Source organism: Undibacterium sp. JH2W (genome assembly GCF_049340425.1).
GTDB lineage: Bacteria > Pseudomonadota > Gammaproteobacteria > Burkholderiales > Burkholderiaceae_D > Undibacterium.
In genome coordinates, this window is sequence record NZ_JBMPOT010000002.1 from 254,841 (window position 1) to 270,384 (window position 15,544).

The following is a 15,544-nucleotide window of genomic DNA, read 5'->3' on the forward strand; positions in this document are numbered from 1 at the left end:
TGGAGGAACTCGGTTGATGTGATATGGTCTTAAGTTCACTCTATATCACTGTTGTTACAATAATATCATATGCCAGTATCCAGTCTTTCTTTGCGCCCGACTATTTTATCTCTGGCGATCATGGCAGCTTTCAGCCAGTCTTCTTTTGCACAAACCATCAATCCGGCCAAGCCTGAACCTGCTGAAAAAGCAGATGCCAAAGCATTAGAACCCAAGATGCAAAAAGTAGAGGTGCAGGGCACACGTAATTATGACGAGCGCCGCCAGGATACCGCCACCAAGATCGTCGTCACCCAGGAAGACATAGTGCGTTATGGCGATACTACGGTCAGCGAAGTGCTCAAGCGCTTGCCTGGCGTTACCATAGGCGGCGTGCAGGGGCGCGGCGGTGATATACGCATGCGTGGCCTGGGTGCCGGGTATACCCAGATCATGCTCAACGGTGAACCTAGCCCGCCGGGCTTTTCGCTGGATTCTTTGTCGCCGGATTTGATAGAGCGCATAGAAGTTATTCGTGCAGCGACAGCCGACCTCAGCACCGCGTCAATTGCGGGTTCGATCAATATTGTCTTGAAAAAGTCTGTACAGACAGCACAAAAGGAACTCAAGCTTGGTTTGTTTGAGGATGGCGGCAAATTTGGTGAGAATATCAATTACCAGGTCTCCGACAAGGCCGGGCGCATGTCTTATTCCATCTCCGGCAATCTCAATCATGGGCAATATGAGCGCCCTTCGTATTCGGATGAAGTCCGTATAGATGCCAATGGCAATCCATATGTCAAAACCCATACCTACAACCTTGGTTGGGGGACTTTCAACAGCGTGGGCTTTTCACCTCGGGTAAATTGGAATTTTGAAAATGGTGATACGCTAACAACACAAAGCTTTGTCAATGCGAACCGTTTTGATGGCTATTCCAGCGATGTGAGGTCAAATGATCCACAGTTCAATGGTTTCCTGCCAGTGTATAGCAGCGACTTGCAAAAAATACATTCCGAATTTTCCATGCTGCGCACTAATTTAAATTGGATACACAAGTTGGCTGATAGTGCCAAGTTGGATGTCAAATTGGGTGTGAACTATAACAAACGTAATTCGGATGTCGGGTTTGCAGGATATAACGAGGATCATGCGCAAATACTGGATCGCAAGAGTGTTTCCGGAGCGACCGACAAAGGCTTGACCATGAGTGGCAAATATAGTGCGCCATTCGTTCAGGATCACTCATTTGTATTTGGCTGGGATGGTGCGTTTAGCAAACGCAGCGAGACACGAGCTCAAAAAGACGATGTTAATTTCCTCGCAAATACACTTAAGCTTTACCCCTTATTAGCGAATGATCTTGACGAAAACTTCAATGCAGATGTAACCCGCATGGCGGTGTTTGCCCAGGACGAATGGAATGTAACCAAGCAGTGGTCCGTGTATGGTGGGTTGCGCTGGGAGGGTATTGATACTCGTAGCAGTGGTAGTTTTAAAGCGCTTGGTCCGAATTCGGACAATACTCCTTACAGCATACATAACAAGTCCAGTGTATGGAGCCCGATATTGCAGACTTTGTATAAGCTGCCAGATAGTAAAAATGACCAGGTCCGCTTGGGTATTACCCGCACCTACAAAGCACCCGATACCAGCCGTTTGATACCGCGTCGTTTCTATTCGAATGAAAACAGCGCCAGTAATCCAGATACTCAGGGCAATCCTAACCTCAAGCCGGAACTGGCTTGGGGCCTCGATATGGCCTATGAACATTATCTGCCAGGTGGCGGTATGCTGAGTGCCAGTGTATTTTTCCGCAGGATCAATGATATTACCCGCACAGATTTATCTCAGGATACGAATGGCAAGTGGGTAAGTATGCCAGTCAATGATGGTCAGGCAACGACCAAGGGCATAGAGCTGGAAGCCAAATTCCCTCTGCGTGCAATGATAGAAGGGGCCCCGGCTATCGATTTCAGGGCGAATGTCTCTTTCAACTGGTCTAGCCTTAGCAGTGTGGCTGGGCCAAATAATCGTCTGGATTCACAAACACCTGTCAGCGCCAATCTTGGTATAGATTACAAACTGGACAAGATACCTTTAACCATAGGCGGTAATGCCAGCTTCCAGGACGGTGGTCAGGTCAAAATTTCTGATGTTCAGAGTTCGTATTCTGTGCCCAAGCGTGTACTGGATGTATACGCCCTGTGGAAGTTTGATCCCAAGACAAATTTGCGTGTGTCTCTGGGCAATCTTCTGCATCAGGACAACATCAGTGTTGGCAGCTATACGGGCAGTAACGGTTCGGTTCAAACCAATATCACGCCTACCACAGTGACTGCCCGCGTCATGTTTGAACATAAGTTCTGAAATAATTAAGGGCACTTCATCCCTGAAGTGCCCTTGCTGGTCTTTGGTATTTCTTATACAGCGCTGTATCTTGCGAAGTGCCGCTTATTTTTTTCCTTCTACCTTAGGGCGGCAGTAAGACGGTAGATTGGCTGGGGCGACGGTAGTGCTGTCTATACCCTTGACCGTCATTTTTTCAGGCACTGGGCCGGTGGAACAGACCCAGGCAATCGGTACGATGGGAGCATCGTCAACCACGGCCGGGCGCAAGCTGATGACCTTGCCTTTGAGTACGCTATTGGCGCTATTTCCAAAGGTGATATTGACAACACCGTCCTGAACAGCAACCGAGCTGATGAGATTACTGACTATCTTATCTGCCGCTGGCAAGCCTGCAGTCTTATTATCGGCCGGAAATTTGTGCTCAAGCAGCCAGGCTGCTTCCACTGGCTTCTTGGCGATGTCTGCAAACTTTATCCCGGTTTCCAGTTGTTCCCTGATGATCTTGAACATATAGGAAGGAACAGCCATTGAGGCTAAAATGGCAATAATCCCTATGACTGCCATCATTTCCAATAGCGTAAATCCCGAATGTTTTTTCATGGTGCCAGTTTTCTCTTGATACTATTAATGTTGTGTGTTTCTAGGAATATAGCGGATAAGTATTGCTTATCACAATCTAAATATAGCTGTAGTGCAGGATGATACTGGATTTGTCATTACCTGGCCTCGCTCATGTTGCGCAATTGACTATGACATCGATGGCACTATCGTTGATAATGCGGGCTAGCCAATTTTCTTATGCATGATGAATGATCCTATCCCCCTGTTTGGCTTCAGCACCAGCTTGCTGGAACTGCTGTCGTTTGCACTTTCCATTATTACTGTCGCTTTGAATATAAGGCAGTTGCACTGGGCATGGCTGTTTTCCATTATTTCGTCTGGCTTGTATGCGGCGGTATTTTTTGACGCCAGACTATATGGTGACATGGGTTTGCAGTTTGTTTTTATCCTGGTATCTGTCTGGGGTTGGATGTGCTGGTTGCGTGGCGATGATGGGCATGAGCACTTGCCTGTGACGCGTTTGCAAGCGCAGGGCAGATGGGCTGCTGTGGGAGTGACGCTGCTGGCTTTTGTCTTGCTGGCCTGGTTTTTGAAGCGCTATACAGATACCGATGTGCCCTATGCCGATGGATTCCTGACGGCAGGCAGTTTGTTGGGCCAGGTTTTGCTGAGCCGTAAAAAACTGGAGAACTGGCATGTCTGGATTATCGTCGATGTCCTGTATGTGGGCTTGTATGTGTACAAGGGCTTGATGTTGACAGCCGTGCTGTATGCTATTTTCATTTTCATGGCCATCGCTGGCCTGCGTGTCTGGAGTAAAGCATGTCCCCGGTAAATCGCGTTGTCATTCTGGGGGCAGAGTCTTCCGGTAAATCCATACTGGCAGAGGCTTTGGCTGCCCATTATCAAACTTTGTGGGTGCCTGAATATTTGCGTGAATTTGTCGAGCAGCATCAGCGAGTGCCAAAGCAGGAAGAGCAAATCCTGATTGCCAGGACGCAGGTGCAGCGCGAAGCAGAGCTGGTGAAGCAGGCCAGGCAATGGCTGTTTTGTGATACCGGCCCCATCATGACCGCCATCTATAGCCGTCATTATTTTGGTGAGCCGGATGCAGAACTGGCGGAGCTGGAACTCTCGCATCACTATGATTTTTGCCTCGTCACTGCACCGGATTTTCCCTGGCAGGCCGATGGCTTGCAGCGTGAGTCTGCCTATGTGCGTGATCGCGTGCATGAAGAAGTGTTGAATGTGCTCGATGAGCGAGAAATTCCTTTCTTGCTGGTTGAGGGCAGCACGCAGGCACGGCTGGAACAGGTACAGTTTGCCCTGTCTTTCCTGCTCAGTTAATGTAGAAATCCCTTAAGTACCCTTATGTAGGAGCGGCTTCAGCCGTGAATGCCTGTTACTGTCGATAATCATTGGCACGGCACATTGTTCGCGGCTAAAGCCGCTCCTACGAAATTACGAGAGTGCTGATTACACTTTGTTTTTAAAAGCATTGCTCCTTAGCTTACAGCTTGGCTGTCAGTACTTCATCATGGTGTTTTAATAGAGCTGCGCCAATAAAAAAAGCACTGCAATCATGAAGATGCAGTGCTTTTTGATTTGAAGCTATGATGACTTAGCTGCTTTCCATCAAACTCTTCAGGTGGTCAGCACGGGCTGGGTGGCGCAGTTTTTTCATGGCCTTGGATTCAATTTGACGTATGCGTTCACGCGTGACTTCAAATTGCTTGCCCACTTCTTCCAGCGTGAATTCTGTACTGGTTTCCAGGCCAAAGCGCATGCGCAAGACCTTGGCTTCGCGTGGGCTTAAGGAGTCCAGTGCTTCTTTCAATTTTTCTTGTACAGAAGCCTGCATTGCCGCTGCCATAGGCGACAGGGTCATGCTGTCTTCAATGAAGTCACCCAATTGTGAATCACCGTCGTCACCGATAGGCACGTCGAGGGAAACCGGTTCTTTCGCGATCTTCAGGATTTCCCTTACCTTGCCTTCTGGCAGGCCCATTTTTTCGGCGATCGCTGCAGGTTCTGGTTCCAGACCGGTGGTTTGCAAGAGCTGGCGACGCACGCGGTTCATCTTATTGATGGTTTCTATCATGTGCACTGGCACACGGATAGTGCGTGCCTGATCAGCAATCGCGCGGGCAATTGCCTGCCTGATCCACCAGGTTGCATAGGTAGAGAATTTATAGCCGCGACGGTATTCAAATTTATCCACGGCCTTGAGCAAACCGATATTGCCTTCCTGGATCAGGTCCAGGAATTGCAGGCCACGGTTGACATATTTCTTGGCGATGGAAATCACCAGGCGCAAGTTGGCCTCAGTCATGGCGGCCTTGGCTTCGCTGGAACGTTTTTCACCGGCCACCATCTGCTTGTTGATTTCACGCAGATCATGCAAGGGCAGGCTGACATTGTGTTCCAGGTCGATCAGCTTTTGCTGCAATTCACGGGCTGCATGGATGTTGCGACCCAGGATGGCGGCATAGCTGGATGTACCATTGATTTCTTTGTTCAGCCACTCAGGGTTGGTCGCATTTTGACGGAAATGCTCAACAAAATAAGCGCGTGGCATGCCACATTTATTGACCATCAATTCCAACATCTGCTTTTCAGTCTGGCGCATGGTCTTCATTTGCTTGCGCAAAGAGTCACACAGCTTTTCTGCCGTCTTGACGCTGAAACGCATACCTTGCAATTCACGCGTGATGGCCAATTGTGCCTGCTGGTAGGCAGGCGATTTGTAGCCATCTGCAGCGCGGGCAGCCTGCATTTGCTCAAAGCGCATGCTGACGATGGCAAATTTTTGCAAGACCACATTTTTCATGTGTTGCAATTGCTCATCGCTGATGCCGCTGGCGTTTTCTGCTACTGCATCATCGTCGTCATCCAGATCGTCGAGATCATCATTGTCGCTGAGTTCTATAGCCGGTGCATCGCTTGCATCCGGGTCCAGCAAGCCGTCAATGATGTCATCCACACGGATTTCATCTTTGGCGATCTTGTCAGCAATCACCAGTATCTCTTGTATGGTGCCAGGGCAGGCAGAGATGGCTTGCACCATGTCTTTCAAGCCATCTTCTATGCGTTTGGCGATTTCAATTTCACCTGAACGTGTCAGCAGCTCTACACCACCCATTTCACGCATGTACATACGTACCGGGTCAGTGGTGCGACCAAAGTCAGAATCTACCGTCGCCAAGGCGGCAGCAGCAGCGGCTTCTGCTTCATCTTCCGTGACATTGTTGGCGACGTTGTCAGTCAACAGCATCATGGCGGCATCTGGTGCTGCGTCATACACAGCAATACCCATGTCGTTGAGGGTGCTGACTACGCCTTGTATCATCTCGGCATCGGCAACATCATCGGGCAGATGATCGTTGATTTCTGCGTGGGTCAGGTAACTGCGATCCTTACCCAGATTGATCAATTTAGTCAATTGCTTGCGATACAGCTCCAGCTGCGCTTCCTGGCTGGCCGCATTGGCTGCGCTAGGCTTCTTGGCCTTGACACGGGCCGCGCGCTTCATTTCTGCTGATTCAGCTGCATTCAGCGCCTGGATTTCATCATTTTCAAAATGAAATTCAGAAGACTTGCGGCCACGTTTGGCAGGCTCGCGCATGGCTGGCAAGACATAAGCCGATGTATCTATATCCTTGATGCTGGTTGCGGCTGCTGCAGGCGAAGCCGATACGATGGCATTCAGGGCAGTGGCTACGTCCATGGCTACCGGAGTAGTGCGTGCCACAGGAGTCATAGGTGCCACCGATGCGACAGTTCTGGCAGGAATAGAGGATGTGGCTGGCGTCGCTGATGCCACAAATCCGGCAACTGCGCCAGGTGTGGCTGGGGCTACAGGTTTCAGTGTTACTACAGGTGCCGGTGGCGCCAGCTTACCTGAGCCTATGCGTGCCTCGCGCTTGATCAGCGTGGGTGCAGGAGTCGCAGGCTGGTCAGCCAGCAATAACTTCTTGGCCAGTTTTGGACCGCTTTTGCGTATCACTACGACACGTGGCTTGGCCACTTCAGCATCGGCAGTGGTCGCAACGGTTTCTGGCTTATTGCCAGCCTCTACCGCTTCTGCAACTTGTACGCCAGCGAAATCTGACGAAGGAGTTGCGAATGTCGCGCTGGCATCGTCTGCACTTTCAATATCTGTGGCTACTGGAGCATCCACTGCATCTTCAGTCGCATCTGTCGTGCCATCTGCCGAGGCTGAGGCCAATCTTGAGCGACGCTTGGTAATCACAGTCACAGGTGTCGTCACCAGGGTAGGCGTGTCTTCAGTTGTGTCTACAACTGGAACCACCATTTGCACAGTTTGTACCGTAGCCGTGCGCGCAAGGCTGAGCGGCTGGCGGTTCAGTTGCAATGGTGGTTTCTTGCCTAGGGTGAGGGTTGAACCTGTTTTTGTTGTAGGAGGTGCAGTGTTTGAGTCAGTTAAGCTATTTTTCATGTAACAAATTCGAATACGACAACAAATGCTTGTCAATGGTGTTTGGCAATAGCAAGGGCGAAAAGCTGCTGGCGATCATCATTTGCAGATCAACGGCAGGCGCGGCGCGGATAAAAAAGCCCGCTGGTAAAAGCGGGCCAGGTCATCTTGCTGAATCTGGGCCTCAAAAGAGACGAAAGGGCAGAATTATCCTCGGCTTAGGCGTTCTTGACAAGCAAGACTTTGCTTTCTTTTGCAGAAAATTTCTTGCTGCCACTGGCTAGGCTGTCAGACAAACTGCGGTAGGGCGCAGAGATGTAGGTCATGCCTGGGTTTTAAGGCAATTTGCTTTAGGCTTCAAGTAGTGTGTTACTTGGCAAGGTTTGATGTAGATCAGTGTTTGTTGCAGTGTTTGGCAAAGAAATTGGACAAACTGTTAAGCTAGCGTCTTTGTGCAAACATTTGTTGTTATCACCATGTCCATTGCATCTTATTTCAAATTTCATTTGAAATCCCGTTTGAAATCCAGTCTACTTTATCTGCTATTGGGCGTGCCATTGATGGCGTCTGCACAGCTTACGCAAAAAGTACCTGATACTCTGGAGCAGAGGCTGAAAGCCTGCACCGCCTGCCATGGGGCCGAGGGCAGGGCGAATAGCGATGGTTTTTATCCGCGCATTGCTGGCAAGCCTGCTGGCTATTTATATAATCAATTACTCAATTTCAGGGATGGTAAACGCACTTATCCTGCCATGCGTTATATGGTTGCCCATATGTCGGATGCTTACCTGAAAGAGATTGCTGAGTATTTTGCCAGCCAGCATCCACCTTATTCTGCACCACAAGCCAGCCTAGCCAATGCCAGTCTGCTGGAGCAGGGCAGGCTGCTGGTAGTGCAAGGCGACAAAGCGCGTGGATTGCCTGCGTGCGTGTCTTGCCACGGCAAGGGTATGACGGGGCTTGCTCCCTTTGTTCCCGGCTTATTGGGTTTGCCGCGTGATTATCTGATAGCCCAATTGGGTGCCTGGCAAACCGGTAGCCGCAAAGCCCATGCTCCTGATTGCATGCAGCAAGTCGCTGGCAAGCTTAGGCCCGAGGATATTGCTGCCGTCTCCAGTTGGCTGGCAGTGCAGAACGTGCCGACTGATAGCGTTGCCCCTATTTTGAGGGCGGATGAATATGCACAATTGCCGCTCAATTGCGGTAGCGTGGCGCGGTAAGCTGGTGCAGGGCATTTATCTCCAATGGTGAATCACTTAGTCGTAACAAGTTTATGAAAAAAATTGTATTGTCTGTTTTATTGTTATTGCTGGCAGGGGCCGCCGCCGTGGCTGGTTTTGGTTATTATCTGGTTGACGATAAAAGTGCGACCAGCATCCCCGATAAGTTGTCTACAACTGATCAAATCAGTAAGGGGGCCTATCTGGTCAAGGCTGGAAATTGCATGGGCTGCCACACGGTAAAAGGCGAGACAGCCTTTGCTGGCGGACGTTTACTACAGACCGAGTTTGGTAACTTCAAAACACCTAATATCACGCCCGACGCCAAGACTGGCATAGGCAGTTGGACGGCTGAGGATTTCTGGCAAGCCTTGCATAATGGTAAATCCAAGGGTGGGCGCATGCTCTATCCATCTTTCCCCTACACCAATTACACCCAGGTGTCACGCAATGATGCAGATGCCATGTATGCCTACCTGATGTCCTTGCCCAAAGTGGACAAAGCAAACCAGGCGCATGAATTGCGCTTCCCTTATGATCAACGGGCTTTGCTGGCATTTTGGCGCGCTGCTTATTTCAGACCCACTAGCTACCAGGAAGACAAAAGCAAATCAGTAGAATGGAACCGCGGTGCCTATCTGGTCAAGGGCCTGGGTCATTGCAGTGCCTGCCATTGCAGTGCCTGCCATAGCAGTCGCAATGGTCTGGGCGCCAATGCGGGTGTCAGTGATTTGTCTGGTGGCGAATTGACGAGCTGGTATGCACCGGCACTGACCAACAGCAAGGAAGTCAGTTTGGCAAGGTGGCCTGCGCAAGAATTGGTCGCCTTGCTGAAATCCGGCGTCAATCAGCATACCGCTGTATCTGGCCCCATGGCTGAGGTAGTGGCAGGCAGTACCCAGCATTTGTCTGATGCCGATATCAATTCCATAGTGACTTATCTGCAAGCGATTCCTACTGTGCAGGCAGCAGAAAAAGATATGTTTGACCAGGCCATGGCTGGCCCTGAACTGAGTGCGGAAAATATGGGCAGTGTCATGAAGCAAGGCGCTGCATTGTACAAAACCCACTGTATGGATTGTCATGGCGAACAGGGGGAGGGCGTGCCCAATATTTATCCTGCCCTCAGAGCCAACCCGGCATTGCTCAGCCAGGCTGTATCGAATCCTGTGCGCATGGTGTTGTCAGGTGGTTTCCCGCCTGTGACCAGTGGCAATCCCCGTCCGTATGGCATGCCGCCATTTGCCCATATGCTCAATGATAGCGAAGTCGCGCTGGTGCTCAGCTATGCGCGCAATGCCTGGGGTAATAAGGCAGCTGTGCTGACTTCGGCAGAAGTCAATCGCTACCGCACCGCGGCCAATGACTGAGTCTGGCCAGGTAGTTACAAATTCAGTGGTAAATACAATTTGGTGACAATTTAAATACATTTTTCAACATATTTGAATGCTAGCAGGTCTTACACTAGGCTCATATCAAAAATATTTGCAAGGCAAGGCAATTGAAAAGCGTTTTGGCCCTGACTTTTTGCGTATATACAGCTTTGTTGGCGGCGTGTGGTGGTGGTGCGAGCACTAGTGTGAGCTCTGGCGTAGTAACGACTGTGGCTGGATTGAATTTGTCCGGCACGGCTGCGACAGGAATGGCGTTATCCGGCGCCCCTGTCAATGTCAAATGTCGCACTGGTAGTAGCACCACCACAACAGCTTCCGATGGTGGTTTTGCTTTAACGATAACTGGCGGCGCATTGCCTTGTGTTTTGCAGATCATTAATCCGGCAGATGGTAAGAAGTTGCATGCAATTACCATCAATGCAGGAACCATTAACCTGACCCCTTTGACTGATATGTTGTCCACTCGCCTGATGCGTGGCGACATGCGCACAATATTTGCTAGCCCGGATGCTGCAGCGATAGAAAAAACCGTGACAGCCGCTGCCATCAAGCAAGCTCAGACCGATGTCAGTCTGACCTTGTTGAATTTTATTGATGTCAGTAAATTACCTGATTTTTATAGCACGCCACTGAAAGCCGCAACCGCAGCCAATACTGGTGGCGGTGACGTCCAGGATAAATTACTGGATGCGCTGAAAGCAAAAATGAGTGTTGCTCAACAAACGCAGGCGCTGGAATTGTTGGTCAGGGCCATTGCCGTCGGGCAGCCACTGGATAATCCTTAAACCCATACTGGAACTCTCTCCAGCCGCTGCGGTGGTTGCGGCCGGCGGCAAGCTGAGTTTTGCCGCAGTTATCAATTATCCGCCCAATATTAATTACCTGCGTCAACCAGTGACGTGGACGGTGCAAGAGGCGAATGGAGGCAGCATCACTAGCAATGGTGAGTACACTGCGCCAGATAAGCCTGGCGTCTATCATGTGCAAGTACAAAGAGAGGATTTCCCGGTGCTGATAGCTCTTGCTACAGTTAAGGTAGAAAGTGGAGCAGCCACAGTGTTTACTCCCTATTTGCATGTTGAAACCAAAAGCGTCACCGTCAAGGCGGGTTCTCAGTATTTCTTTTCTGCTAGTATCAATTATCCGCCAGATATTTTCTTTATACGGCAACCTGTAAGCTGGTCATTGGTGGAGGTCAATGCGGGCAGCATGGATATACTGGGCCGCTATACAGCGCCAGATAAAGCTGGTGTCTACCATGTCAAGGCGCAGCGTGATGATTTTCCTGAAATCTTCCAGATTATGGAAGTCATCGTTAATTAATTTCTTTGACTATTGTTAAGTTTGATCGTAACAAATTGCAATGCTGTCTTGTAGTTCGCAGATGAAAAATGCTATAAAGAAGTAATTTAAGTTAAGATTGTTTCTTTATAAATCTTTTTCATCATATGCGACCAACTCTACTTGCCTGCCTGCCTGCGCTCGCGCTGTGCATATCCTCTCCTGTTCTAGCTGCTAATAATGTAGACCAGCCCAATAAAAATACTGGCCCTATCAAAAGCCTGGCGGTCGATCAAAAATCAGATGCACGCTATATCGTCACGACAGTGCCACCAGAGTCTGCCATGGAGCGTTTCGAGATGAAAGATGCCCAGGGCCGCAATATCGCCTACGTGGCGATGACGGATGGCGAGGTCGGTGGCCTGGTGTTTGTCGACAATAAACTCTCGGGTATAGTCTCCAAACAGGATGCCCTGGCATTTTATAGCTGCCGTGGCTATACCTCGGCTACCAAATATCACTGGGCCAAGGATGCCAATGCCTGGATAGAGGGTTTGCTGGCGGCTAGCCAGAGCGCTACTGCAGTAACTCTGCAATTTTCGGGTAAGTCTACCTGGCGTAGTATTGTCGAAGTTGTCAATAATCCTTCGCTGTCACAAATCGGTTCCCTGGTGGATATAGGCACCAATCCTTTCGGAATTTTGCGCAAGCTTAATAATGCGCGTGAATCCATGGCTGAGCGCGAACTGTTCGAAAAAACCAGGCTGCGTCTGATGGAAGTTACCACTGGTACCAGTGAAGATAAAGTGGCAGAGATTATCAAGCCGGAAGATGTGTCTTTTGCCGTAGGTGGTCTGGTCATGGCTTATCCGCGTTTTTCCATAGAATATTTCATTGCTGATGGTTCAGTAAAAGCAATCCAGCAGCCATCTTTCCACTTCCTGTCCCACAAACAGGCGGCATTGTTTTACGTGTCGAATGCGAAATGGGATCAATGCACGCCAGAGAACTGGAGAAATGCATTTCCAGTAGCCCCGGCTGTGCCTGCACCAGTCAAGGCCATAGAAGCAAAATAAGCGCGAAGCAAGTTGACATCATCCCTCGAAAATATGGAGAACAACTTGTTGTATTGTGAACTCGATCACATCACCATCACTGCGCCTGATTTAATCTCGGGCGCAGCCTATGTCAAGGAAGTATTGGGGGTAGACCCCAGCACAGGTGGCGAACATGTGCGCATGGGCACGCACAATATGTTTGTGCGTCTGGGACCTGAATTATTCCTTGAAGTGATCGCCATCAATCCTGCTGCTAGCAAACCAGAGCGACCACGCTGGTTTGCACTCGATACCCTGCAGCCTGGTAGCCAGCCACGCTTGTCTAACTGGGTGGCACGCAGCAGCAACATCCAGGCGAGCTTGAAACTTAGCCATGAAGACCTGGGCAAGGTCGAACCTATGAGCCGTGGCAGCAATCACTGGCTGATCACTATACCGGAAGACGGTTCCTTGCCACTCCATGGCATAGCGCCAGCACTGATAGAGTGGCATACTGCGGCACACCCTGCCGTACATATGCAAGATCTGGGCATGAGCCTGCTGAAACTGGAATTATTGCATCCTGATGCGGCCAGGATTTCACAACTCCTGCAAGACTTGAAAATAAAGGGTGATATCGTGGTCACAGCAATTCCTGCAACGCAGGCACCACAATTATTAGCACATGTGCAGACCCCAGTCGGACCGAGAATATTGTCTTGAATTGCTATAACCGGTATTGGGCCGGTATTGATATTTTCTGAAAAAGAATTAAGACCAAACATCATGCCCTGGACCTTTGCTCATCCGCTCGCCATACTTCCCTTGCGGCGTCTTGCCCCCCAGCGTTTCAATCTCATGGCATTGGTGATAGGTAGCATAGCCCCGGACCTCGGCTATTACGTATTTGCTTTTGATCTCGCCACGCTAGCTCATCAATGGCTGGGTTTGCTACTGGTTTGCCTGCCGGCGGGCTGGCTGGTGTTCATGTTCATGCGTCTGATGCAGGCGCATTTCATTTATTTGCTGCCACAAATGCAGAGGCAGGCGCTGCAGGCACATGCGTCTTTGCCGCAAGCTTTGTCGAGGTCACAAATCCTCTGGATCTCGTTGTCTTTGCTCTCGGGCGCAATGACACATATCGTCTGGGATGCCTTTACCCATGACCATGGTTTCGCCGTTGCTTACTTCGATGTTTTGCGTGAGACCATCGTGGTTGCAGGTTTTCATACTCAAGTCTTTCACCTGTTACAGCATCTGAGTAGCGTGGTGGGAGTGACGGGGCTGGTATATTGCTATTGGCAATGGCTGGAGAAACTACCACATATCGTGATCCTGGAACCCCGGGAGAACGATCAGTGGCGCTACATACTATTTGTCAGCACTGCATTGACGGCATTCTTGCTGGCATTGCCAATTGCCTTTTACATGTCCAGCCAGGCGAATGAGGCATTTCTCTTTCGCCTGGCCTTGTGCGCGACTAGCGGCTTTGCAGTCTTGTTGACGATTGCTGCCTTGTTGATCGCCAGGGCCAGAGGAAGCAGTCAGGGGCTTGCTTAATTTTTTGCGTGCATGTCGGTACGCAAATTCCAGTTCAATACTTCCCCTTTTTTATCGGTGACCGTGGTCATTTCCTTGAATATCCTGGCTTGCAGGCTATCCGGCAGGCGCACAAAATCCACGCTGTTGACATAGCGATCGCCACGCATGAAGGCCCAGGTAAAAAATTGCATGGTGGCCGTGGTTTGCTGTACATCCTTGGCGCGTTGCTGCATGACGATGAAGGTGCCCATGGTGATGGGCCAGGATTTCGCGCCTGGCTTGTCTGTCAGCATCTCTTCAAAATTGGCATCGGTTTTCCAGCTGCTATTCGTCAGGGCGGATGAAAATGCCTCGGCAGAAGGGGCAATGAATTTGCCATCACGATTTTGCAGCAGGGCAAAGTCGAGTTTTTCCTGGCTCACGTAGTTATAATCTATATAGCTGATGGAGTAGGGTGTTTTCTTGACTGTACTGGCGATATTGCTACTGCCCTTGACCTGTGTCAGCCTGGTGTTCCAGACGATGGTGAGGCCCTTGCCAAATTTTGTTTGCCAGTTTTTGCTAACTTTGCTCAGGTAATCGGAAAAATTATAAGTCGTGCCTGAACCCTCCTGGCGCACGATCACTTCTATATTCTTGTTTGGCAGGCGCAGGCCGGGATTCAGGGCTGTGATGGCCGCATCGTTCCATACTGTGATATCGCCAGAAAATATGCTGGCCAGTACTTCACCTGTCAGGCGCAAGTCCGCTGTCTTGATGCCAGGCAAATTAATAACAGGTACGACACCAGAAATGGCTGATGGAAATTGTATCAATTTCTCTTTTTTTAGTTCTGCCTGGCTCATCGCAGCATCGCTGGCGCCAAATTCTACTGTGTTTTCCTTGATTTTCTTGATACCTGCAGATGAACCGCTCGCCTGGTAGGCGATGGTGGGGCCGCCATTTTTACTATATGCGTCGGCCCATTTTTGATACAAGGGGGCAGCGGCAGATGAGCCGGAACCCTGGATGTCAGCATGAGAAATGACGGGAGTAAGGAGTAAAGCCAGGGGCAAGAAGAGAGAATTGCGTGTAATCATAATAAAAATTTAATGCCAAAGGAGTGGGGCATTGCTACCCGGTGAAATGGCGCGGATTATCTCATGACATGAGAAATTATTGCTGGCGGCGGTTTTTTCGTAATGGTCTTGTCATTTCTGCTGGCTATGCTTCTTCCTTGCATATCAACAATAAATTGTTTATATTGTTTACATGTTTTTTAACCTGGAGGCTGGAATGGCAACCGCAATATCGAAGAAATTAAGTCCGGTAGTGGCAGCAGCAAGTACAGAGAAAAAAGTCGTGGCTGTGAAGAAGAGTCCAGTCGCCGCTCTCAAGAAAAAAATCGTCAGCAAACCTGCTGCCGTGGAAAAAGCACCGGTAAAGGCAGCGGCAAAAACCAGTGTCCGCAGCAAGCCAGCGGCAAAAGCCACAGAAGTGAAAGTAGTGGCTGAGGTGCTGGAAAAAGTCAAGAAAGCCAAGCTGGTACGTGATAGCTTCACCATGCCAGAAAGCGAATACGCAGCTCTGGGTGCCGTCAAAAAAGCCTGCCTGAAGGCGGGTGTGGAAGTCAAGAAAAGCCAGTTGTTGCGCATAGGTGTTGCCTTGTTGAGCAGGACTGACGTGCCTAGCCTGAAGAAATTGATTGCTGGCCTGGCACCGCTCAAAGCGGGCAGACCAAAGAAAGAAAAGTAAGATCAG

At 49.9% G+C, this 15,544-nt stretch carries 14 protein-coding genes; 11 read left to right on the top strand and 3 right to left on the bottom strand.

Annotated elements, in window-relative coordinates:
- The first annotated feature begins 69 nt into the window (after nucleotides 1–69).
- Nucleotides 70–2,349 carry a TonB-dependent receptor plug domain-containing protein gene (locus ACO0LC_RS03425; RefSeq protein ID WP_423000650.1) on the top strand — a complete coding sequence of 760 codons (2,280 nt, stop codon included), beginning with the start codon at nucleotides 70–72 and terminating at the stop codon, nucleotides 2,347–2,349.
- 84 nt (nucleotides 2,350–2,433) lie between these two features.
- On the opposite strand, the gene ACO0LC_RS03430 is transcribed toward ACO0LC_RS03425, so the two are convergent.
- A complete protein-coding gene (locus ACO0LC_RS03430) occupies nucleotides 2,434–2,931 on the bottom strand; it encodes a pilin (protein ID WP_423000652.1) in 498 nt (165 codons plus the stop codon).
- 205 nt (nucleotides 2,932–3,136) lie between these two features.
- Here ACO0LC_RS03430 and pnuC point away from each other — a divergent pair, with 205 nt between their 5' ends.
- Together pnuC and ACO0LC_RS03440 are read left to right on the top strand one after the other, a co-directional pair.
- Nucleotides 3,137–3,727 (top strand): nicotinamide riboside transporter PnuC, encoded by a 591-nt coding sequence (gene pnuC / locus ACO0LC_RS03435; protein ID WP_423000654.1) that lies wholly within the window; start codon nucleotides 3,137–3,139, stop codon nucleotides 3,725–3,727.
- Nucleotides 3,715–4,239, top strand: coding sequence for an AAA family ATPase (locus tag ACO0LC_RS03440; RefSeq protein WP_423000656.1), 525 nt, complete (start codon nucleotides 3,715–3,717; stop codon nucleotides 4,237–4,239). The genes pnuC and ACO0LC_RS03440 overlap by 13 nt, the downstream gene beginning before the upstream one ends.
- Nucleotides 4,240–4,513: 274 nt before the next feature.
- Here the strand turns inward: ACO0LC_RS03440 and rpoD are convergent, their stop codons facing one another.
- Nucleotides 4,514–6,652, bottom strand: coding sequence for an RNA polymerase sigma factor RpoD (gene rpoD / locus ACO0LC_RS03445; RefSeq protein WP_423001035.1), 2,139 nt, complete (start codon nucleotides 6,650–6,652; stop codon nucleotides 4,514–4,516).
- Between the two features lie 1,154 nt (nucleotides 6,653–7,806).
- Here rpoD and ACO0LC_RS03450 point away from each other — a divergent pair.
- The 7 genes from ACO0LC_RS03450 (at nucleotide 7,807) to ACO0LC_RS03480 (ending at nucleotide 13,822) form a co-directional block, all read left to right on the top strand.
- Nucleotides 7,807–8,550 (top strand): c-type cytochrome, encoded by a 744-nt coding sequence (locus ACO0LC_RS03450; RefSeq protein WP_423000658.1) that lies wholly within the window; start codon nucleotides 7,807–7,809, stop codon nucleotides 8,548–8,550.
- Nucleotides 8,551–8,603: 53 nt separating this feature from the next.
- The gene (locus ACO0LC_RS03455) at nucleotides 8,604–9,920 is read left to right on the top strand and encodes a cytochrome c (RefSeq protein ID WP_423000660.1); all 1,317 of its coding nucleotides are present in this window, start codon (nucleotides 8,604–8,606) and stop codon (nucleotides 9,918–9,920) included.
- Between the two features lie 131 nt (nucleotides 9,921–10,051).
- Nucleotides 10,052–10,729, top strand: coding sequence for a hypothetical protein (locus tag ACO0LC_RS03460; RefSeq protein WP_423000662.1), 678 nt, complete (start codon nucleotides 10,052–10,054; stop codon nucleotides 10,727–10,729).
- Nucleotides 10,730–10,760: 31 nt separating this feature from the next.
- Nucleotides 10,761–11,267 carry a hypothetical protein gene (locus ACO0LC_RS03465; protein ID WP_423000664.1) on the top strand — a complete coding sequence of 169 codons (507 nt, stop codon included), beginning with the start codon at nucleotides 10,761–10,763 and terminating at the stop codon, nucleotides 11,265–11,267.
- A 125-nt stretch (nucleotides 11,268–11,392) separates the two neighbouring features.
- Nucleotides 11,393–12,301 carry a hypothetical protein gene (locus ACO0LC_RS03470; protein WP_423000666.1) on the top strand — a complete coding sequence of 303 codons (909 nt, stop codon included), beginning with the start codon at nucleotides 11,393–11,395 and terminating at the stop codon, nucleotides 12,299–12,301.
- 33 nt (nucleotides 12,302–12,334) lie between these two features.
- Nucleotides 12,335–12,985 carry a VOC family protein gene (locus tag ACO0LC_RS03475; protein ID WP_423000668.1) on the top strand — a complete coding sequence of 217 codons (651 nt, stop codon included), beginning with the start codon at nucleotides 12,335–12,337 and terminating at the stop codon, nucleotides 12,983–12,985.
- A gap of 63 nt (nucleotides 12,986–13,048) precedes the next feature.
- Entirely contained in the window at nucleotides 13,049–13,822 is a 774-nt protein-coding gene (locus tag ACO0LC_RS03480) for a DUF4184 family protein (protein WP_423000670.1), read from the top strand.
- On the opposite strand, the gene pstS is transcribed toward ACO0LC_RS03480, so the two are convergent.
- Nucleotides 13,819–14,883: a phosphate ABC transporter substrate-binding protein PstS gene (gene pstS, locus ACO0LC_RS03485; RefSeq protein ID WP_423000672.1), complete on the bottom strand. Its 1,065-nt coding sequence runs from the start codon at nucleotides 14,881–14,883 to the stop codon at nucleotides 13,819–13,821. The genes ACO0LC_RS03480 and pstS overlap by 4 nt on opposite strands.
- A gap of 196 nt (nucleotides 14,884–15,079) precedes the next feature.
- On the opposite strand from pstS, the gene ACO0LC_RS03490 reads away from it, so the two are divergent.
- Nucleotides 15,080–15,538 carry a hypothetical protein gene (locus tag ACO0LC_RS03490; RefSeq protein WP_423000674.1) on the top strand — a complete coding sequence of 153 codons (459 nt, stop codon included), beginning with the start codon at nucleotides 15,080–15,082 and terminating at the stop codon, nucleotides 15,536–15,538.
- The last annotated feature ends 6 nt before the right edge of the window (nucleotides 15,539–15,544 follow it).

Excerpts from the sequence above, each read along its gene's own strand:
- ACO0LC_RS03425 (WP_423000650.1), top strand. The coding sequence starts at position 70 with ATGCCAGTATCCAGTCTTTCTTTGCGCCCGACTATTTTATCTCTGGCG.
- ACO0LC_RS03430 (WP_423000652.1), bottom strand. The coding sequence starts at position 2,931 with ATGAAAAAACATTCGGGATTTACGCTATTGGAAATGATGGCAGTCATA.
- pnuC (WP_423000654.1), top strand. The coding sequence starts at position 3,137 with ATGAATGATCCTATCCCCCTGTTTGGCTTCAGCACCAGCTTGCTGGAA.
- ACO0LC_RS03440 (WP_423000656.1), top strand. The coding sequence starts at position 3,715 with ATGTCCCCGGTAAATCGCGTTGTCATTCTGGGGGCAGAGTCTTCCGGT.
- rpoD (WP_423001035.1), bottom strand. The coding sequence starts at position 6,652 with ATGACTCCTGTGGCACGCACTACTCCGGTAGCCATGGACGTAGCCACT.
- ACO0LC_RS03450 (WP_423000658.1), top strand. The coding sequence starts at position 7,807 with ATGTCCATTGCATCTTATTTCAAATTTCATTTGAAATCCCGTTTGAAA.
- ACO0LC_RS03455 (WP_423000660.1), top strand. The coding sequence starts at position 8,604 with ATGAAAAAAATTGTATTGTCTGTTTTATTGTTATTGCTGGCAGGGGCC.
- ACO0LC_RS03470 (WP_423000666.1), top strand. The coding sequence starts at position 11,393 with ATGCGACCAACTCTACTTGCCTGCCTGCCTGCGCTCGCGCTGTGCATA.
- ACO0LC_RS03475 (WP_423000668.1), top strand. The coding sequence starts at position 12,335 with ATGGAGAACAACTTGTTGTATTGTGAACTCGATCACATCACCATCACT.
- ACO0LC_RS03480 (WP_423000670.1), top strand. The coding sequence starts at position 13,049 with ATGCCCTGGACCTTTGCTCATCCGCTCGCCATACTTCCCTTGCGGCGT.
- pstS (WP_423000672.1), bottom strand. The coding sequence starts at position 14,883 with ATGATTACACGCAATTCTCTCTTCTTGCCCCTGGCTTTACTCCTTACT.
- ACO0LC_RS03490 (WP_423000674.1), top strand. The coding sequence starts at position 15,080 with ATGGCAACCGCAATATCGAAGAAATTAAGTCCGGTAGTGGCAGCAGCA.